17 protein-coding genes are annotated in these 19,025 nt (G+C 67.6%); 10 read left to right on the top strand and 7 right to left on the bottom strand.

The annotated features are described in order from the left end of the window. Positions 1–279 precede the first annotated feature (279 nt). On the bottom strand, positions 280–1,197 hold the full coding sequence (locus DELCS14_RS22580) for a LysR family transcriptional regulator (protein ID WP_013803709.1): 918 nt from the start codon (positions 1,195–1,197) through the stop codon (positions 280–282). A gap of 121 nt (positions 1,198–1,318) precedes the next feature. Between DELCS14_RS22580 and gcl the strand changes: the two genes are divergently transcribed. From gcl to glxR, 3 genes are all read left to right on the top strand, one after another. Beyond that, on the top strand, positions 1,319–3,109 hold the full coding sequence (gene gcl / locus DELCS14_RS22575; protein ID WP_012204040.1) for a glyoxylate carboligase: 1,791 nt from the start codon (positions 1,319–1,321) through the stop codon (positions 3,107–3,109). Positions 3,110–3,348: 239 nt separating this feature from the next. After that, positions 3,349–4,149, top strand: coding sequence for a hydroxypyruvate isomerase (hyi, locus tag DELCS14_RS22570; protein WP_012204041.1), 801 nt, complete (start codon positions 3,349–3,351; stop codon positions 4,147–4,149). Between the two features lie 52 nt (positions 4,150–4,201). Beyond that, positions 4,202–5,116, top strand: coding sequence for a 2-hydroxy-3-oxopropionate reductase (gene glxR / locus DELCS14_RS22565; protein ID WP_013803708.1), 915 nt, complete (start codon positions 4,202–4,204; stop codon positions 5,114–5,116). Positions 5,117–5,212: 96 nt separating this feature from the next. On the opposite strand, the gene ggt is transcribed toward glxR, so the two are convergent. Further along, positions 5,213–7,033 carry a gamma-glutamyltransferase gene (gene ggt, locus DELCS14_RS22560; RefSeq protein ID WP_013803707.1) on the bottom strand — a complete coding sequence of 607 codons (1,821 nt, stop codon included), beginning with the start codon at positions 7,031–7,033 and terminating at the stop codon, positions 5,213–5,215. A 339-nt stretch (positions 7,034–7,372) separates the two neighbouring features. Between ggt and uraH the strand changes: the two genes are divergently transcribed. Beyond that, complete coding sequence (gene uraH / locus DELCS14_RS22555) at positions 7,373–7,723, top strand: hydroxyisourate hydrolase (protein ID WP_013803706.1); 351 nt, start codon at positions 7,373–7,375, stop codon at positions 7,721–7,723. A gap of 106 nt (positions 7,724–7,829) precedes the next feature. On the opposite strand, the gene DELCS14_RS22550 is transcribed toward uraH, so the two are convergent. Next, positions 7,830–8,219, bottom strand: a complete 390-nt coding sequence (locus tag DELCS14_RS22550) for a DoxX family protein (protein WP_013803705.1) — start codon at positions 8,217–8,219, stop codon at positions 7,830–7,832. A gap of 318 nt (positions 8,220–8,537) precedes the next feature. Between DELCS14_RS22550 and DELCS14_RS22545 the strand changes: the two genes are divergently transcribed. Beyond that, on the top strand, positions 8,538–9,122 hold the full coding sequence (locus DELCS14_RS22545) for a YSC84-related protein (RefSeq protein ID WP_013803704.1): 585 nt from the start codon (positions 8,538–8,540) through the stop codon (positions 9,120–9,122). A gap of 66 nt (positions 9,123–9,188) precedes the next feature. Here DELCS14_RS22545 and DELCS14_RS22540 read toward each other — a convergent pair whose 3' ends face one another. After that, the gene (locus tag DELCS14_RS22540; RefSeq protein WP_012204047.1) at positions 9,189–9,518 is read right to left on the bottom strand and encodes an Arc family DNA-binding protein; all 330 of its coding nucleotides are present in this window, start codon (positions 9,516–9,518) and stop codon (positions 9,189–9,191) included. A 93-nt stretch (positions 9,519–9,611) separates the two neighbouring features. Here DELCS14_RS22540 and DELCS14_RS22535 point away from each other — a divergent pair, with 93 nt between their 5' ends. After that, entirely contained in the window at positions 9,612–10,001 is a 390-nt protein-coding gene (locus DELCS14_RS22535) for a hypothetical protein (RefSeq protein ID WP_013803703.1), read from the top strand. A gap of 13 nt (positions 10,002–10,014) precedes the next feature. Here DELCS14_RS22535 and DELCS14_RS22530 read toward each other — a convergent pair whose 3' ends face one another. Then, positions 10,015–10,503, bottom strand: a complete 489-nt coding sequence (locus DELCS14_RS22530; RefSeq protein ID WP_013803702.1) for a hypothetical protein — start codon at positions 10,501–10,503, stop codon at positions 10,015–10,017. 130 nt (positions 10,504–10,633) lie between these two features. On the opposite strand from DELCS14_RS22530, the gene xdhC reads away from it, so the two are divergent. Continuing rightward, positions 10,634–11,518, top strand: a complete 885-nt coding sequence (xdhC, locus tag DELCS14_RS22525) for a xanthine dehydrogenase accessory protein XdhC (protein ID WP_013803701.1) — start codon at positions 10,634–10,636, stop codon at positions 11,516–11,518. A gap of 186 nt (positions 11,519–11,704) precedes the next feature. Then, positions 11,705–13,054, top strand: coding sequence for a urate hydroxylase PuuD (locus DELCS14_RS22520; RefSeq protein WP_013803700.1), 1,350 nt, complete (start codon positions 11,705–11,707; stop codon positions 13,052–13,054). Between the two features lie 97 nt (positions 13,055–13,151). Here DELCS14_RS22520 and DELCS14_RS22515 read toward each other — a convergent pair whose 3' ends face one another. Continuing rightward, positions 13,152–15,035, bottom strand: coding sequence for a phosphodiesterase (locus tag DELCS14_RS22515; RefSeq protein WP_013803699.1), 1,884 nt, complete (start codon positions 15,033–15,035; stop codon positions 13,152–13,154). Positions 15,036–15,175: 140 nt separating this feature from the next. Here DELCS14_RS22515 and DELCS14_RS22510 point away from each other — a divergent pair, with 140 nt between their 5' ends. Beyond that, a complete protein-coding gene (locus DELCS14_RS22510) occupies positions 15,176–15,811 on the top strand; it encodes a Crp/Fnr family transcriptional regulator (protein WP_013803698.1) in 636 nt (211 codons plus the stop codon). A gap of 120 nt (positions 15,812–15,931) precedes the next feature. Next, on the top strand, positions 15,932–18,211 hold the full coding sequence (locus tag DELCS14_RS22505) for a diguanylate cyclase (protein ID WP_043796433.1): 2,280 nt from the start codon (positions 15,932–15,934) through the stop codon (positions 18,209–18,211). A gap of 16 nt (positions 18,212–18,227) precedes the next feature. Here the strand turns inward: DELCS14_RS22505 and DELCS14_RS22500 are convergent, their stop codons facing one another. Beyond that, positions 18,228–18,920, bottom strand: coding sequence for a Crp/Fnr family transcriptional regulator (locus tag DELCS14_RS22500; protein WP_013803696.1), 693 nt, complete (start codon positions 18,918–18,920; stop codon positions 18,228–18,230). Positions 18,921–19,025 lie beyond the last annotated feature (105 nt).

The following is a 19,025-nucleotide window of genomic DNA, read 5'->3' as shown; positions in this document are numbered from 1 at the left end:
TCACTTTCTTGCCGCGCGGCAAGAAAGTAAGCAAAGAAACGCGCCCTGATGCCCGCGACCCCAGCGCTGCGCGCTGGGGCAACCTGCGCCGTGCCATCTGCGGGGTGCGCCGTGCAACTCACTGCGCGCTACGCGCTCCGTTCAGACAAGCACGGCGAGTCAGATCACGAAACAAGCCTGTCCTTCGGCAGGCTTGCCACCCCGCAGATGGCACGACGCAGGCGCGGCCATAAGGGTTGGTGGCACGGGCCTTTGCTGTGCTCGGCCTGGCTTCCTTTGTCACGCCCCGCGCGGCAGCGTCTCCCACCATTCGGCATCGAACCGCCCCTGCAGGAAGGCGATGAAGGACTGCACCTTCTGCGGCACCAGGCGCGGCGAGGGGTAGACGGCGTGGATTTCCTGCTCGGGCAGGCGGCAGGTCTTGAGGACTTCGACCACGCGGCCGGCTTCCAGGGAGTCGTGGGCCACGTAGCGGGGCAGGGCGGCGATGCCCATGTGCGAGCGTGAGGCCGCCAGCAGGGCCGAGAGGTTGTTGGAGCGCAGCCGGCCCGTGACTGCCACCGAGACCGGTTCTCCGCTGGCGTTGCGCAGACGCCAGATGTCGTTGCCCTGCACGCTGCTGTAGATCAGCGTGGCATGTTCCTTGAGGTCGGAGGGGCGGCGCGGCGTGCCGCGCTTGCGCAGGTAGGTGGGCGAGGCCACCAGCACCCAGGGGTTCACACCCAGCGTGCGTGCGCCCAGGCTGGAGTCGGCCAGCTTGCCCAGGCGCAGGGCCACGTCGATGCCGTTGGCCACCAGGTCGGTGTAGCGGTCCTCGAAGCTCAGGTCGACCTGCACCTGGGGGTTGTGCGCCATGAACTCCAGCGCCAGCGGTATCAGCACGCGCCGGCCAAAGGCCACCGAGCTGCCAATGCGCAGCTGGCCCTGCACCTGGGTCTGTCGCACCTGGACCACCTTGTCGGCCTCGGCCACGTCGTTGACGATGGCCTTGCATTTCTCGTAGTACAGCGCGCCCGCTTCGGTCAGGCTCACGCCGCGCGTGTTGCGGTTGAGCAGGCGCACCTTCAGGCGCGCTTCCATGGCTGCGATCTGCTTGGTGACCGTGGGCTGCGTGGTGGCGAATTCGTGCGCGACCTTGGTGAAGCTGCTGGTCTCCACCACGCGCACGAACATGTGCATGGCATCGAGTCTGTCCATGGCGCTGTCTCCTTTTTCATTGGTAGTTATTCCTGTGCGGAATAAATTTTATGGTCTGCGCAGGCGTTCCGCCAATCGGCCTGTCTGCCTAGAGTTGACTCCAATTTGAAGGAGACCTCCCATGGCAAAAATGAAAGCAATCGAAGCCGCAGTCCGCGTGCTGGAAAAAGAAGGCGTGACCGTCGCATTCGGCGTTCCCGGTGCCGCCATCAACCCGCTGTACGCAGCGCTCAAGGACCATGGCGGCATCGGCCACATCCTGGCGCGCCACGTCGAAGGCGCAAGCCACATGGCCGAGGGCTACACCCGCGCCGTGGCCGGCAACATCGGCGTGTGCATCGGCACCAGCGGCCCGGCCGGCACGGACATGATCACGGGCCTGTACTCGGCCAGCGCGGATTCGATTCCGATTCTCTGCATCACGGGCCAGGCGCCGCGCTCGCGTCTGCACAAGGAAGATTTCCAGGCCGTGGACATTGCCTCCATCGCCAAGACCGTGACCAAGTGGGCCACCACGGTGCTGGAGCCGGCCCAGGTGCCGCGCGCCTTCCAGCAGGCCTTCCACCTGATGCGCTCGGGCCGTCCCGGCCCCGTGCTGATCGACCTGCCCATCGACGTGCAGTTGGCCGAGATCGAGTTCGACATCGACACCTACGAGCCCCTGCCTGTCTACAAGCCTGCCGCCACGCGCAAGCAGGTGGAAAAGGCCATCGCCATGCTCAACGAGTCCGAGCGTCCGCTGCTGGTCTCGGGCGGCGGCGTGATCAACGCCGATGCGTCCGAGCTGCTGGTGGAGTTCGCCGAGCTGCTGGACGTGCCCGTGATTCCCACCCTGATGGGTTGGGGCACCATTCCCGATGACCACCGCCTGATGGCCGGCATGTGCGGCCTGCAGACCAGCCACCGCTACGGCAATGCCACCATGCTGGCCTCCGACTTCGTGCTGGGCATCGGCAACCGCTGGGCCAACCGCCACACGGGCTCGGTCGAGGTCTACACCAAGGGCCGCAAGTTCGTGCACGTGGACATCGAGCCCACGCAGATCGGCCGCGTGTTCGCGCCCGACTACGGCATCGTCTCGGACGCAGGCGCTGCGCTCAAGCTCTTCGTGGAGGTGGCGCGCGAGTGGAAGGCGGCTGGCCGCCTGAAGGACCGCAGCGGCTGGGTGGCCGAATGCCAGGCCCGCAAGAACAATGTGGAGTACCTGCGCAAGACCAATTTCGACAACGTGCCCATGAAGCCGCAGCGCGTCTACCAGTGCATGAACCGCAGCCTGGACAAGGACACCTGCTATGTCTCCACCATCGGCCTGTCGCAGATTGCCGGCGCGCAGTTCCTGCATGTCTACAAGCCGCGCAACTGGATCAACTGCGGCCAGGCCGGCCCGCTGGGCTGGACCGTTCCGGCCGCCCTGGGCGTGCGCGTGGCCGACCCGGCCCGCAAGATCGTGGCGCTGTCGGGCGACTATGACTTCCAGTTCATGATCGAGGAGCTAGCCGTGGGCGCGCAGTTCAAGCTGCCCTACATCCATGTGCTGGTCAACAACAGCTACCTGGGCCTGATCCGCCAGGCGCAGCGCGCCTTCTCCATCGACTACTGCGTGCAACTGGCCTTCGACAACATCAATGTCGACGACAAGGAAGAGTCCAAGGGCTATGGCGTGGACCACGTCAAGGTGGTCGAGGGCCTGGGCTGCAAGGCCATCCGCGTGCACCGTCCCGAGGACTTCGCGCCCGCCATGCAACAGGCCGAGGCCTGGATGGCAGAGCACCGCACGCCGGTCGTCGTCGAGGTCATCCTGGAGCGCGTGACCAACATCTCCATGGGCGCCGAGATCGACAACGTGATCGAGTTCGAGGACCTGGCCGCAGCGCCTGCCGACGTGCCCAGCGCCCTGGCCCTGCTGGACTGAAGCAAGGCACCCCCTGAGCGGCTGCGCCGCTTCCCCTCTCTTCGGAGGGGACGACGCCATCGCTGCGGGGCGGCCCTTGCCTGGCATCCCTGGCTGGCGCTGCGCCAATGCCTGCATTGCGGGCGGTGCAGGCACTCGGGGGTTCCGATTTCCATTGCCCCTTGGGCATTTTTACCGGCGGGGCGCCTTGCGCGCCCTGCCGCTCCCAACCCACCAAACGACAACCGGAGACTTCTGACATGCCCCGTTTTGCTGCCAACCTCAGCATGCTGTTCACCGAGGTGCCCTTCCTCGACCGCTTCGAGCGCGCGGCGCGCGCCGGCTTCGAGGCCGTGGAATTCCTGTTTCCCTACGCCCATACGGTCGAAGAGATCAAGGAGCGCGTGGACGCCCACGGCCTGCAGATCGTGCTGCACAACCTGCCGGCCGGCGACTGGGATGCGGGCGAGCGCGGCATTGCCTGCCACCCCGACCGTGTGGACGAGTTCCGCGCCGGCGTGGCCAAGGCCGTGACCTATGGCCATGCGCTGGGCGTGCCCCAGCTCAACTGCCTGGCCGGCAAGGCGCCTGCCGGTGCCGATGCCGCGCTGCTGCGCCGCACCTTCGTGGACAACCTGCGCTTTGCCGCATCGGCGCTGAGCGCGGCCAATCTGCGCCTGCTGATCGAGCCCATCAACCCCTTCGACATTCCCGGCTTCTATCTGAACCGCACGGACGAGGCCCTGTCCATCCTCGATGAGGTGGGTGCGCCCAACGCCTTCGTGCAGTACGACATCTACCACGCGCAGCGCACCGAGGGCGAACTGGCGGCCACGCTGCAAAAGCACCTGGCGCGCATCGGCCACGTGCAACTGGCCGACAACCCGGGCCGCAACGAGCCGGGCACGGGCGAGATCAACTACCCCTTCCTGTTCGCGCACCTGGACCGCATCGGCTACCAGGGCTGGGTGGGCTGCGAGTACAAGCCCGCGCGCGATACCGAATCGGGCCTGGGCTGGCTGGACGCCCACACCAGCGTGCGCGCGGCAGTCGCCGCCTGAGCGCCGCCGGAGTTTTTTCTCAGCTTTTCAAAAACGACAAGGAGTACACAGCATGAATGCATCCTCTCTCAAGCTTGGTTTCGTGGGCCTGGGCATCATGGGCGCGCCCATGGCGGGCCACCTTCTGACGGCAGGCCACCAGCTGTTCGTGAACACCCTGGGCAAGATCCCCGCGCAGATCGCCGAAAGCAGCGCCACCCAGTGCACCACCGCGCGCGGCGTGGCCGAGCGGGCCGACATCATCTTCCTGATGCTGCCCGACACGCCCGATGTCGAGAAGGTGCTGTTCGGCGAGGACGGCGTGGCCGCCGGCCTCAAGGGCAGCAGCGGCAAGGTGGTGGTGGACATGAGCTCCATCTCGCCCGTGGCCACCAAGGACTTCGCTCGCCGCATCGAGGCCATCGGCGCCCAGTACCTGGATGCGCCGGTCTCCGGCGGCGAGGTGGGCGCCAAGAACGCAACGCTGTCCATCATGGTCGGCGGCCCGGAGGACGTGTTCGCGCGCGTCAAGCCGCTGTTCGAGCGCATGGGCAAGAACATCACCCTGGTGGGCGGCAACGGCGACGGCCAGACCGCCAAGGTGGCCAACCAGATCATCGTGGCGCTGAACATCGAGGCGGTGGCAGAGGCCCTGCTGTTCGCGTCGCGCGCCGGTGCCGACCCGGCCCGCGTGCGCGAGGCGCTGCTGGGCGGCTTTGCCTCGTCCAAGATCCTGGAAGTGCATGCCGAGCGCATGATCAAGCGCACGTTCGATCCGGGCTTCCGCATCTCGCTGCACCAGAAGGACCTGAACCTGGCCCTGAGCAGCGCGCGCCAGCTCGGCGTGTCCCTGCCCAACACCGCCCAGGCGCAGGAGCTGTTCAACAGCTGCGTGGCCCACGGCGGCGCGAACTGGGATCACTCGGGCATGGTGCGTGCGCTGGAGATCCAGGCCAACTTCGAAGTGGGCCAGAAGGTCCCGGCCTGATGCCGCGCAACTGACAACGCGATTGGTGGGAGGGCGGCCTTGCGCCGCCCTGTTGTGAAAAGCCGCGCTCGGCAACGGGCGCGGCTTTTTCTTGCTTCAATAGCCCAGTGTCTGCCCGTCGGGGTTGCGCGGGTCGGAGGCGCCGTAGAGCATGCCGTCGCGCAGCTCGATGGTCTGGGTGCGGCCCATCGACGCCTTCACGGCAACGTTGTGGCCGCGCGACTTGAGCAGGGCCACGGTGTCGGGGCTGATTCCCTTTTCCACGCGCAGCTCATCGGGCGTCCACTGGTGGTGAAAGCGCGGCGTGGCGGCGGCCTCGGCCGGGTTCATGCCGAAGTCTATGGTGTTGACAACGGTCTGCAGCACGGTGGTGATGATGCGTGCGCCGCCGGGGCTGCCGGTGACCAGCACGGGCTTGCCGCCCTTGAGCACCATGGTCGGCGTCATCGACGACAGCGGGCGCTTGCCTGCGGCCACCGCGTTGGCATCGCCGCCGACCAGGCCATAGGCGTTGGCCACGCCGGGCTTGGCCGAGAAATCGTCCATCTCGTTGTTGAGCAGGATGCCCGTGCCCTTGGCCACGATGCCGCTGCCGAAGTTGGTGTTCAGCGTATAGGTCACGGCCACGGCGTTGCCCGCCTTGTCCACCACCGAGTAGTGCGTGGTCTGGTCGCTCTCGTAGGGCTGGGGCTTGCCGGGCCGGATGTCCTTGCCGGCGCGCGCCTGGTAGGGGTCGATGCCGGCGGCCAGTGCCTCGGCATAGCGCTTGGAGGTCAGGCCCTTGAGCGGCACGGTCACGAAGTCGGGATCACCCAGGTATTCGGCACGGTCGGCATAGGCCAGCTTCATGCTTTCCGCCATGTAGTGGATGCTCTGCGCGCTGTTGACGCCCCACTGGTTCATGGGCCAGCGTTCCATCATGTTGAGGATCTGGATCAGGTGGGCGCCGCCGGAGGACGGAGGCGGCATGGTCACGATCTCGTAGCCGCGGTAGGTGCCGCGCAGAGGCTCGCGCTCGGCGACCTTGTAGCTCTTGAGGTCCTGCAGCGAGAGGGCGCCTGCATGCGGCGCCATCTCGGCCGCGATCTTGCGGGCGATGGAGCCTTCGTAGAACACCTTGGAGCCCTGCTGGCCGATCAGGCGCAGCGACTGCGCCAGGTCCTTTTGCACCAGGCGGTCGCCGCGCTTGAGGGGCTCGCCGTTGCGCCAGAAGATGGCCTGGGTGGCGGGCCACTGGCCCATGTTCTTCTTTTCCTGCTCCAGGATCTTGGCCAGGGTCTCGCTGACCGCAAAGCCCTTGTCGGCCAGCTTTGCGGCCGGCGCAATCACCGTGGACAAGGGCAGCGATCCCCATTTCTTCAATGCATGCTCCATGCCGGCCACGGTCCCGGGCACGCCCACGGCGTAGTGGGTGTAGAGCGATTTGCCGTCGATGACCTTGCCATCCGCACCCACGTACATGTCGCGCGTGGCCTTGGAGGGCGCGACCTCGCGGAAGTCCAGCGCAATGTTCTTGCCGCTCTTGGCGTCATGCACCACCATGAAGCCGCCGCCGCCGATGTTGCCTGCGTTGGGCAGGGCCACGGCCAGCGCAAAGCCCATGGCCACGGCGGCGTCCACCGCATTGCCGCCGGACTTCAGGACCTGCAGGCCGATGCGCGAGGCCAGCTCCTGCTCGCTGGCCACCATGCCGCTCCTGCCCACGACGGGATGGAACACATCCATGTCGAAGTCATAGGCGGCGCTGGCGGCCTGGGCCGCGTTGCTCTGCGTGATGGGCGCCGCTGCCGGGGCAGGCGCTGCGGCCACGGGTGCTGGCGCCGCCGAAGCCGCGGGCGGCTGCGTGCTGCTGCAGGCGGCCAGGCTGGCAATGGCCAGCGCCAGGCTGGTTGCAAGCAAGGGGGAGCGAAGTTGCATCGGTATCTCCTTGGCAGATGAAACAGTGGAACAGTGGAAAAAAAGCGCGAGTCCTGTGCCGCCCTGTGCGCGCCGGCCGGAGGGTCCTGCGGCCAGGGCGGCGGCGGACCACAGTGTAGAAGCATGGCGTCGGCAGGCTTCCCGCGCGCCGGCCCGGGCGCCCAAAGTGCGGGTATCTGCCTAGGCGTCGGCCGTGCAACGCCCTTCAAGGGCGTACAAAAACTGTATACACTTTGCGAATGCAGGGCAGGGCCGCGAGTGCTGTCGCGCGCCGCGCTCCTTGCATTGACCAACCAATGACAACCGGGCGGGCCAGCTCCCGCCGCACAGGAGATTTCCATGGGCCTGAGCACCCACGTCCTCGACACCATGAACGGCTGCCCCGCAGCCGGCATGGCTGTCGCGCTGTATTCCACCGATGGCGACCAGGCCACGCTGATCAAGAGCCTGGTGCTCAACCACGACGGCCGCACCGATGCACCGCTGTTCGACAACAACAGCCTCAGGATCGGCACCTACCGCCTGACCTTCGACGTGGCGGCCTACTTCAAGGCCCGTGGCGTGCAACTGCCGGAGCCCAACTTCCTCAACAAGGTGAGCCTGGACTTCGGCGTGGCCCATGCCGACCAGCACTACCACGTGCCCCTGCTGGTCAGCCCCTGGAGCTATTCCACGTACCGGGGCTCCTGAGCCCTGCTGCAGGCAGGCTGTCGGGGGATGGCCTGGAGTGAGCCCTGAAACGAAAAACGGCCCGCATTGCGGGCCGTTGCTTTTGGGGCTCCAGCAAGCGTGCGGGCTACTTGCCCTTGGAATGCCCCATGGCCACGACCAGGGCCGTGATGAAGAAGAAGGCCTGCAGCTCCAGCGCCCAGCCTCCCGAGCTGTGCAGCTGCATCACCTGGCCCGTGTGCACCAGCGCAAAGGCCACGACCATGTTGATCGCAATCACCAGCGCCGCAGGCACCACCCACAGGCCGACCAGCAGCAGCAGCGGCGCCACCACCTCACCCAGATAGACCGCATAGGCCAGCCAGCCCGGTGCGCCCGTGGACTCCACCATGCGCTCGATGCTGCCTATGCCGTAGCGCAGCTTGGCCCAGCCGTGAAAAAGCAACAGGACCGCGAGCGTGACGCGCAGCAGCACCATGGCTGCCTGGGGATGGTGAAAGTGGCTCCAGAACTTCATGAACTCCCTCGGTGTGGATAGGCCCGGTGGGCCGGGTGTTGCTGTGCGTGCATTCTGGCATCAGCGCGCTTTCGGTGTCGGCTGTGGCGGCCCGGCACGGGATTTTCAGACATTTCCTGCGGGCCTGTAGTCCTATGGCGCAACTTGTGACATGTCTCATCACAAGTACCGCAAAGCCGCCTAGCATCATCCCCAGCCTGTCTCGGAAACGGTTTGCGAGCACTGGAAGGGGTGCCCGGGACCGGGAGGCAAGGTGATCAATCCAATGAACCGATGGGGTCTCCCCAAAACGTCCAATCAAGAAAGGCAGGTTTTCCCATGCGTCAGTTTTCTTTGCGTACCGTCGTGATGGCCACTGCACTGGCGGCCGGCAGCATTGCCATGGTCGGCTGCACGACCACCAAGCCGGAAACCCAGTCCGCGCCGCGCGCTGATGCCACCACCGTCAATGCGCGCGCCAACGCTGCGCTGGAGCGGCTGTACCAGACGGCGCCAGGCTCCAAGGAAATGGTGGCCCGCTCCAAGGGCGTGCTGATCTTCCCCTCGGTGATCGGCGGCAGCTTCGTCATCGGTGTCGAGCATGGCCGCGGCGTGCTGCGCGTCGGCGGCCAGAACAAGGGCTACTACAGCACGACAGGCGCCTCGGTGGGCTGGCAGGCCGGTGGCCAGTCCAAGGCTGTGATCTATGTGTTCAACACCCAGGAAGCGCTGGACAAGTTCCTGGCCAGCGAGGGCTGGTCCGTGGGCGCCGATGCCACGGTGGCCGCAGGCAAGGTGGGCGCCAATGGCAGCGTGGACACCACGACCGCCCAGGGCCCCGTGACCAGCTATGTGCTGACCAATGCGGGTCTGGAAGCCGGCGTGTCGCTGCAGGGCTCGAAGATCACCAAGGTGGTCGAGTGATCCAGGCCCTGAGGGGCCTTTGAACGAAACCGGCCTGCGGGCCGGTTTTTTCTTTGTGCGGTTGTCTCAGTCGGCGCCAGCGGCGCCGTCTTCATTGGCGCTGCCCGGCGCAGCGGGCGGGAGCACGGCCTGCTCTATGCGTTCGAGGCGCTTTTCGATGCGCTCCACGGCTTCGGCGCTCATCTTGATGTCGTAGATGCTCACGGGCTCCTCGCATTCCAGCGCAGGGTCCGTCGCGGCCGACAGGCGGCCGAGCAGAGGGGCCTCGAACGTGGTCTGCAGCCGGGCCACGACTTCGGCGTTCATGGAACGGCCGGTGCGCTTGGCTGCCTCCTCGACGAGGTCCTTGAGTTCCTGCGGCAGGCGCAGCTTGTACTGAGGATCGGTCTGTTTCATCGCCGGCAATCATGGACCGGAAAGGTATTGACTGCAAGGGACCTGAAAGGTATTGTTGCTTCGGGACCAGCACGGTCCCGCGCAAGGGGAGCCATGAAGACAGTCAACCCATCGGGCCGCAGCCACCGAAGATACTCACCACAGCACCAGGAGGTACTGGCGGTCGATGCGCTGTGCCACATGGGCGCGGCCCTGGGCGTGCTGGAGCTGCATGCAGAGCGCGCCGACTCGGCCATGGTGTGTGCCGCGCGTGATTTGCTGCGCGGCTACCACGCCAGCGCTGACCAGGCGGTGGCCAGCCTGCAGGCCGGCGACCGTGCGGCAGGCGTGCTGCCGCAGATGTCGCAGGACCTGGGCTATGCCATCGAGGTCATCGACCGCGTGAACGACGATGCCCCGGAGGACCTGGTGCTGTATGCCGTGACCTGCCTGCTCAGAAGCGCCAGGAGCTTTGCCGACGGCCAGCCGCGTGAATCTGCCTGAACCGTGCTGAAGCTCAGAGCTGGCCTTCGGTCAGCGTGTCGAGCTGGAAGCGGCCGGACTTGTCCCAGAGCCAGGTATCGGTATAGGTGATGCGGGCGGCGCCGGCCGGGGCGGGGAAGGGCGCGGCGGCGCGCACCAGGCGCTCGATCTCGCTCACCACTTCGGGGGCATGGCTGGGCGCGCGCATCCAGTGCAGGCGCTGGACCTGGCCGTTGCGGTCGATCTGCACCTGCAGCACGCCGATCGCGTAGAGCATGGGCGGCAACTTGCCCTTGTAGATGCGCTCGGCATTGCGCGTGTACAGATGATTGGCCGCCACCTTGCGGTACTGCAACTGTGCGCTGGATGTGGCCTCGTCGGGGCGCGGGCCGGGGCCGGGTGGCGACTTGCAGGCCGTGACCAGGGAGGCAATGGCGGCCATCAGTCCCGCCCACAGCCAGGGACGGCCGGAACGTGGCTTTTGCACGCAACTGTGCTGAGAGGAATCGGGGGAATCGGGCATGATTGCGAGCGTATCCTGAAACGCTGCGGCACCGGCAGTCGGAGCGCAAAACTCAAGTGCCGCAGCGGAAAATCCCGCAACAAATTCCAACGAAGCCCGCAGGCGCCACGACGGGCTGTCAGGTGCGCCCATGTGGAGTGACACGTTCAAGAAAGTCGAGCAGGGCCTTGCGCAGGGGCCGCTGTGCTGGGTCGAGGTGATGGAGTCGCGCGGCTCGGTGCCGCGCGAGCGCGGCGCCTGGATGGCCGTGTTTGCCGACCGCGTGGCCGGCACCATTGGCGGCGGGCACCTGGAGTTCGACGCCATCGACCGCGCGCGCAGCCTGCTGCGCGACGCTGCCCTTCAGGCCGGATTGCCCGGACAGCCTGGGCAGGCCGGTCCCGCCCTTGCCGAGCACCAGCATCGCTATCCGCTGGGCCCCAGCCTGGGCCAGTGCTGCGGCGGCGTGGTGATGCTGAGGTTCGTGCTGGTGCCCCAGGGCCGCATGGACATGCTGCGCGAGCGGCTGCAGCCGCCGCGCGACTGCGTGGCGCTGTTCGGCGCAGGCCACGTCGGCCATGCGCTGGTGCGCCTGCTGTGCAATCTTCCCTACCGCGTGATGTGGGTGGACAGCCGCGATTCGGTCTTCCCCGAGGAGGAGCACGAGCTCGTGCAGTGTGAGTACTCCGATCCCGTGCAGTCCGCCGTGGCCGACCTGCCCGCCGGCTCCCAGGTGCTGATCATGAGCTTCAGCCATGCCGAGGACCTGGAGGTGGTCGCCCAATGCCTGAGCCGCCAGCGCCAGCACGGCGACCTGCCCTATGTGGGCCTGATCGGCAGCGCCACCAAATGGGCCACCTTCCGGCGCAGGCTGCGCGAGCGCGGCTTCAGCGATGCGGAGCTGGACCATGTGACCTGCCCCATCGGCGTGCCCGGCATCAAGGGCAAGGAGCCTGAGGTGATCGCGGTGGCCGTGGCGGCGCAGCTGCTGCAGCGGCGCAGCGCCGCGCCTGCGCAGAATCAGGGAAATCTCTAGTGAATTGATGTCGCGCAAGCCGGCTGGCTGTCGAAAAATTGCATACACTTTGTGTCTACGAAATGGTCGCAGCGGTGCACCGGCGGTATATCTACCGGGTGCGCGGCCTTTTTCTTCTGCTCAGAGCGCCCGCAGTGGTGAGCAGGTTGAACACCGGCGGCCCCCACGCTGCCAAGGTTGAGAGCTATGGAAAGCTACATTCTCGACTGGGCCAACCTGCTGTTGCGGTGGCTCCACGTCATTACGGCCATCGCCTGGGTCGGTTCCTCCTTCTATTTCGTCTTCCTCGACAGCAGCCTGACGCCGCCTGTCGATGATGACCTCAAGAAGCAGGGCGTCAGCGGCGAACTCTGGGCCGTGCACGGCGGTGGGTTCTACCACCCCGTCAAGTTCAATGTCTCCCCGCCCAAGCTGCCGGACCACCTGCACTGGTTCTACTGGGAAAGCTACACCACCTGGCTCAGCGGCTTTGCGCTGCTGACGGTGTCGTATCTGTGGAACGCCAAGATCTACCTCGTCAATCCGGCCGATCCCAACGCCATGGGCTCGGCTGCGGCCATTGCCTCGGCCCTGGCCTTCCTGGTCGTGTTCTGGCTGCTGTACGACGGCATCTGCCGCGTCTTCGGCCAGAAGAAGAACGGCGACGCCACGGTGGGCGCCATGGTGCTGGTGCTGGTGTGCATTGCGGCCTTCCTGGCCTGCCACATCTTCCCGGGCCAGGCCGCCTTCCTGCTGATGGGCGCCATGCTGGCGACCTCGATGAGCGCCAACGTGTTCTTCTGGATCATCCCCGGCCAGCGCACGGTGGTGAAGGCCCTGAAGGAAGGCCAGCCCGTGGACCCCATCCACGGCAAGCGCGGCAAGCAGCGCAGCGTGCACAACACGTACTTCACGTTGCCGGTGCTGTTCGCCATGCTGTCCAACCACTACGGCTGGCTGTACAGCCATGAGCTGAACTGGCTGGTGCTGATCCTGATGATGTTCGCGGGCGCTGCCATCCGCCAGTTCTTCGTGATGCGCCACGGCTTCAAGCTGGGCCGCAATGCCCATCCCTGGCCCTACGCTCTGGTTGGCGTGCTGGTGCTTATCGGCACGGCCGTCTGGCTCAAGCCTGCACCGGCGCCTGCCGCCGCCCCTGTGTCTGCGCCTGCCGCAGCCCCCGCACCGGCTCCCGCCGCCGTGCAGGCGCCTGCTGGTGCCGAGCCCGCTGCGACGGCGGCGCCCGGTGCCGAAGCTGCTGCACCCGTTGCGGCCGCTGCACCCGTTGCGACCGCTGCTCCCGCCGCCGACGGCGCCGTGGGCTACGCCCAGATGGCGCCCTTCTTCCAGCAGCATTGCGTGGTCTGCCACGGTGCCGCCCTGCAGCAAAAGAATGTGCGCCTGGACTCGCCCGAGCAGGTCAAGGCCCACGCCCAGCAGATCTACCAGCAGGTGGTGCAACTGCGCAAGATGCCCTTTGGCAATCCGGGTGCCCTGAACGATGACGAGCGCAGCATGGTCAAGCGCTGGTACGAGTCTGGTGCATCGGTGAATTGATCGCTGGGCCGCGCCCAGACGCTGTCGGCGTTTGCTGTCAGCGTTCGGCGGCCAGCCACCAGCCCGCAGCCTCGCAAGAGCCTGCGGGCTTTCTGTTTCAGGCAGGCCAGGCCGCTGCGGTGCCGTGCAGGGCCGGGCGCCGCGCTTCATCGCGCGGCGTGTGCAGCGCGATGGCGCCGCGCCCCGGCAGGCTTTGTGCCTTGGCCTGCTGCTTGGCCAGGGCCGCGAGGTTGGCGATGTCCTCGGGTGCCAGCACGCTGCCCGGCGTGACGCGCACCACGCCGATGGACAGCGTAGTGCAGGCAAAGAATCGCCGGATGCCGTGGCGGTCCTCGGCCCAGATGCCTCCGGCCTCGCGCGCCTGGTCGTCGAACAGCTGGCGCGCCTCGCTGGCGAAGGCGCCCACAATGCCTTCGCAGCGCCGCTGCCAGTCCTCGCTTTGCAGCAGCAGCATGAAGTCGTCCCCGCCCACATGGCCCACGAAGTCGCGCCGCGCATCGCAGTGCGCCACGGCCAGCCGCGCCACCAGGCGGATCATCTGGTCGCCGCGCCAGTAGCCGTAGTGGTCGTTGAAGGGCTTGAAGTGGTTGAGGTCGGCGTAGCAGGCCACGAAGCCGGCGCCGCTGTCCAGCAGTCGCTGCATGTGCAGGCTGATGGGGATGTTGCCGGGCAGGAAGGTCAGCGGGTTGGCGTGGCGCGCGGCCTCGATGCGGGCCTCGGTCACGCGGCGCACCAGCTGCTCGCCCGTGCCCAGGCCCACATAGCGGCCGTTGTCGGTGACGATGAAGCCGTCGCTCAGGTAGCGCTGGTCCTGCGAGGTCAGGATGCCCACGAGCTGGTCCACATCGCAATCGAGCTCCACGATGCGCGGCTGCACGTTGGCAAAGGCCAGGCAGGGCTTGCGCCCGTGCACTTCGCGGAAGTACAGCGTGGCGTAGTGGTTCATGAACTGCTGGCGGTTGATGAGCGCCAGCGGCCGGCCGGCCTCCACGACGGCAATGGCATGCAACTGCTGGCCGGCCTGGAACAGCTCGGCCACCTCGTCGTTGCTGGCCGCAGGCACCACGCAGGGCGCCTGCATCACCATCAGATTGCGCAGCACCCCCGGGCGCGCGCTGTGTCCCTGGTGGGGCAGCACGGCCACGCGCGGGTCCTGGGCCACGCTGCGCGCCTGCGTGCTGATCTGGGGCTGGGCGGTTTCGGCAGGGCGGCCCAGCAGCCAGCCCTGGCCATACGGAATGCCCAGGTCGCGCAGGGTGCGCAGCTCGTCCTCGGTCTCTATGCCTTCGGCGATCAGCGTGGTGCCGAAGACCTCGGCAATGCCCTTGATGGCCTGCAGCAGCTGCAGCGTGGCCGGGCGCTGCTCGATCTGGTGGATGAAGTACTTGTCGATCTTGACGAAGTCGGGCTTGGCCTCGGACCACAGGCGCAGGCTGGATCGGCCGTCGCCAAAGTCATCGAGCGCCAGGCGCGCGCCCGTGGCATGCACGGCCTTCACGGCGGCGCAGACGGCGGGCAGGTCGGTCACATGGTCGTGTTCGGTGATCTCCACCACCAGGGAGCGGGCCTGCACGCCGAAGCTGCGCACCGTGTCCCCGACCATGCCGGGGCCGCAGACCCCCACGGCCTGCACCAGCGCCTGGGCGCTGAGGTTGACGAACAGCCGGCCCGGCGCACTCTGCCGGCCCCAGTCCTGCAGCGCCACGCAGACCGCCAGCAGCTCGAATTCCCGAAGAATGCCCTCGGCCGCCGCCCCCTTGAGCAGGGCGTCGGGCGTGTGCAGCGGCGTTCCCTGGGGGCCGCGGATCAGCGCCTCATGCGCGTAGATGCTGCCGCTGCGCAGATCGGCCAGCGGCTGGAAGACGCAGTACAGGCCGCCCGCGCGCATGAGCTGCGCCACGGGGCCTGCGCCTGACCGCACGGCGGTGGACAGCACGGCCGCGGCAGCGGGCAGGCTGGCGAGCATCTGGGGATCGATCATGGGCTCAACTTTTCAGTTGGATACATTACGTTTCATTGGTGACATTCTTGTGACAAGTATGCCGCCTGCGGACCGGTGTGCTGGCGGCGGATTGACATGGCTCAAAACGCGGCGGGAGCAAAGCCGGCAAAGTTGCATGCATGTTCGCCCTGTCTTCCTTGCAAGCTTTCGCCTTCGCGCCGGGTTCCGCCCAGGTGTTGGCCGCGGGTACCTGGCTCAGGCTGCGTCGGCAGTCGCCGGATACGGTGATGTATCTGGAGCGCGGTCGCGTGCTCCTGGGCATAGGCCAGGGTGGGCAGATGCGCCACCAGCTCGGTGTCGTGGAGGGGCCGGCCTGGCTGGACGCCGCCTTTGTGCTGCAGCGGCGCGGCAGCAGCCTGGACATGCTGGCCGACAGCGATGTCCGCGTGCAGCAACTTCCCCAGGCCGACTTCCTGAAGGCCGTCTCGCAGCTGCCTTCGCCCGCCCAGCAACTGCTGCAGGACATGGCCCAGGCCTACTGCGCGCAGACCGAGCTGGCGGTGAGCCGCCTGTCCAAGGACGCCGAGGCGCGCTGCGCCCAGTGGCTGCTGCGCCATGCCATGCCGCACGAGGCTGGCGGCCTGCGCGTGACGCTGCACCTGCGCAAGCGGCTGATCGCCGCCCAGCTCGGCATTGCGCCCGAGACCTTCTCGCGCGTGCTGCGCCAGTTGCGTGAGCACGGGCTCATCGCGGGCCGGGGCAATGTCATCGATCTGCCCAAGCCGGCGGCCCTCGAAGTGCTCGCAGTAGGCTGATTCCCACGCCGCTGACGGGTGCCGGCCTGCAAGCGCCGGGCCTTGTGGGGCGGGGTATCCACTGGTTCGCGGGTTCCACCCAGTGGGACGGCTTTCGGGCCTGCATATATTGATGGCGTCATGTCACTGGACGCCCGCCGATCTCCCTTTTTCCAGGCACTGCTGGCATCCCAGGATGCTCCGCAGCTGCCGGATTCACCCTCGCGGCCGCGCGCGGCCACAGGCTGGGGCGCCATGCGCTGCACGGTGCTGGCGCTGGCCGCTGCGGCCGTGCTGCTGGCGGGCCTTGGCAGTGCCTGGTGGGTCTCGCACAACATGCGCCAGCAGACACTGGAGCGCGCCATGGCCCGGCAGGCCGACGAGGTCGATACCGTGGCGCGCATGCTGGCCGCGCGGCTGGAGCAGCAGCAGCGCCTGCTGTGGGTGCTGGCCCAGGGCATTGCCGACCAGGGCAGCGACCCGAGCCGGCTGATGGGCGAGATGCTGCGCGGAGACGCATCCGTGCGGCTGTTCGACACCCTGCAACTGGCGGACGCGCGTGGCCAGCTGCAGCTCAGCCTGCGCGGCGGCCGTTCCGAGCCCCTGGTCGATCTGGACGAAGGCGTGCGCGACGTGATGCGGCGCAGCCTGGCCGATGGCCGGCCCGTGGTCTCCACCATGGTGCGCAAGGGGGCTGATCCCGGAATGATGGAGTTGCTGTACGCCGTGCCGCTGCGCACTGGCAACGGCACGGTCAGCGGCGTGCTGTCGGCCGGCGTGCGCATGTCCGCCCAGGCACTGCTGCCGCCCAGCATCGATCCCTCGCGCTCCGGCGGGCGCCTGCTGGTCATGCAGCGTGACGGGCAGATCCTGGCCCACTCCGACCCCTCGCGCTGGTCGGCGCGCGCCGAGGCCGAGCCCGGCCTGGGTGCGGACTGGCTGCAGGACCCCGCGGCCGGCGCAGTGCAGGTGGGCCCCGACACCCAGCGGCGCGCGGGCTACCTGGTGACGACGGCAGGCATGCCGCTGCCGCAGTGGCTGGTGGTCAGGATCACCCCCGAGGAAGCCATCGCACCCGGCCTGGCGCCGCGCGTGCTGTGGTGGCTGCTGGCCGCCGTGGCCGGTGTCGCTGGCCTGCTGGTCCTGCTGCTGATCCTGGTCACCGAACCCATGGCGGCCCTGCACCGCACTGCACGCCAATGGCTGGCGAGCCAGGGCAGGCTGATGGCCGAGGAGCCCGATCCCGCGCCCGAACCCGAGCCGGGCCATGCCGAGGAAGGCGGCTGGCGCATGCCCTGGACCCATGCCTGGGGCGAAGCCTCCACGCTGTGGCAGGCCCTGCATCGCCTGGGGCAGATGGGGCAGGAGCAGGCGCACGAGGTCGGCCGGTTGCAACTGCAGCTGCAGACGCTGATGGACTACGCGCCCGTGGGCCTGGTGGTCACGCGGTCGGCGCATCTGGAGCTGGTGGGCCTGCAGGCCGCGCGCATGCTCGGCTACCCGCCGCGCGAGCTGCAGGGGCAGGCGATACGCCAGCTGTGCGCCTCCGACGCGGCGCACATCCAATTGCTGGAGCGCGTGCGCAAGGACCTGGACATGTACGGCCAGTTCGACAGCGAGCAGTGCTTTGTCCGCAAGGACGGCCGCCCCATCTGGGTGCGCCTGCACGGCCAGAGCCTGCAGCGCCTGCAGCGCGGCCTGGAGCCGCGCGCCGTGGTGCCGGCAGACCCCACCCTGGTCTGGGTGGTCGAGGACGTGACCATGCAGCGACTGGTGCGCGAGCAGCCGGGCTGGAAGGCCATGCACGATCCGCTGACCCTGCTGCCCAACCGCGAGGCCTTTGCCATGCGCCTGCATGAATGGCTGCAGGAATGCAGTGCCGCCCAGCGCCTGCCGGCCGAGGCGCTGCAGCAGGGTGAATCCGCCCTGCAGCAGAGCGACAACACCGCCGTCGCCACGATCGAGGAGGCGCAAGAGGCGCAAGAGGCAGAGGAGGAGACCGTCGGCCTGCAGCAGCATGGCGTGATCCTGTTCCTGGACCTGGACCACTTCGCCCACGTCAACCAGCAGGGCGGCCATGCGGCCGGCGACGAGGTGCTGTGCCACATGGCCCGGCTGATCGACAGCGTGGTCCGGCCGCTGGGCTGGGTGGCGCGCCTGGGCGGTGATGAATTCGCCGTGCTGCTGGCGGGCACCTCGGCGGAGCAGGGCATGCTGCTGGCGCAAAGCCTGTGCATGGCCGTGCAGGACTGGGAGGGCGCGCACGAGGGCCAGCGCTACCTGATGGGCGCCAGCGTCGGCATGGTGGTGCTCGATGCCCGCCAGCACACGGTCAGCAGCGCGCTGCGCTCGGCCGACATGGCCTGCTATGCGGCCAAGCGCAAGGGCCGTAACCGCGTCGAGGTGCTGGAGGCCGCCTGAGCGCCGGGGCCGAGCCTCACTCGAAGGATTCGCTGAAGCGCCGCAGTCCTTCGGGATCGATCAGTGTCAATGCGCCATAGGAGACGCGGACCGCTCCGATGTCCTCCAGCTCCCCCAGGGTGCGATTGACGATCTGGCGCGACACGCCGGCCAGGCTGGCCAGCTCCTCCTGCGACATGCCCAGGTGCCGGTTGCCGGTGTCCGGATACAGCCTCGAATCGGTCAGCTCCGAGATGCAGTGCGCCACATGGCGGCTGGAATGGTGCAGCCGCGCATGCTCGCAGCGGCCGATGAACTGGCCCAGGCGCGCATTGAGCTGGTCCAGCAGGAAGCGGTTGAAGCCGAGGCTGCGCTCCAGCAGCCAGTGAAAGGTGCTGGCCGGCATCAGTGCCACCAGCGTATCCTCGATCGCCGTTGCGTCGAACGGCCAGCATTCGTGCTTGAGCAGTGTGCCCTCGCCGAACCAGCAACCCGGGGTAAAGGTGGCCAGCGTGGTGCTGCGCCCGGTAGGCGACAGCGCATGGATCTTGATCGCTCCCTGGACGACGCCGGCCCAGTGGCCGGCCCGGTGCGTCTTGTGGCAAAGCGGGGTGCCGGCCGGTATGTGCCGCAACAGCACCTCCCGCCGCAACCTGAGCAGGTGGGCCCTGCTCAGGTGGGGCGCAAAGGGCGCGGACTTGAGGACGGCGTTGATCGTGGGCGGCTGCATGGTGCTTGATGCAAATCTTCAATGAAAGTCTGCTGCTTCATTGCATGAATTGGCACGCTGCAAACCCTGATCACCGGCCCCTGGACGCCTGCGGGACTTCGCGCA

The sequence above is a fragment of the Delftia sp. Cs1-4 genome (assembly GCF_000214395.1).
GTDB lineage: Bacteria > Pseudomonadota > Gammaproteobacteria > Burkholderiales > Burkholderiaceae_C > Comamonas > Comamonas acidovorans.
This window is presented reverse-complemented; position numbering and strand designations above follow the sequence as displayed.